General features: G+C 59.8%; 1 protein-coding gene. It reads right to left on the bottom strand.

Annotated features, from left to right (window positions below):
* Positions 1–252 precede the first annotated feature (252 nt).
* Positions 253–386: MipA/OmpV family protein (locus EN885_RS33380; protein WP_206616895.1), on the bottom strand; the 134-nt coding region annotated here is incomplete at its 5' end.

A 386-nucleotide genomic window follows, 5' to 3' on the forward strand; every position in this document is an offset into this window, starting at 1 on the left:
TTTCAGTTGTATCGGTCATTGGTCTGCCATTTGCATTGCCCGGCGGGCGTACAAGCTCGGGCGTGAACTATCATGTTATGGAAAAAGCGCGAGGGGGCGCGCAGAAACTCCCGGCGGCTCCGGCGGCGCTCAGGCCACCCGGAACACCGGGCCTGTAATTCGTATCGCGATCGCGCAAAGGCGCGAAAAGCTGGTCATGGCTGGGCTTTTAGCCGAAGCCACGGCAGGAATAAAGCGTCTCGTTCGATTCACCTACATCGTGAAATCGAAGCGGTAGGTGGTCGACACGCCAATCATGAACTGGTTGCGGTCGCCGCGCTCCTTGACCAGGCTGGAATCGGCCGCCGGTCCCATCAGGCGCGAATATTCGCCAAACAGGCTGGCGG

This window comes from Mesorhizobium sp. M6A.T.Cr.TU.014.01.1.1 (assembly GCF_004022765.1).
Lineage (GTDB): Bacteria > Pseudomonadota > Alphaproteobacteria > Rhizobiales > Rhizobiaceae > Mesorhizobium > Mesorhizobium mediterraneum.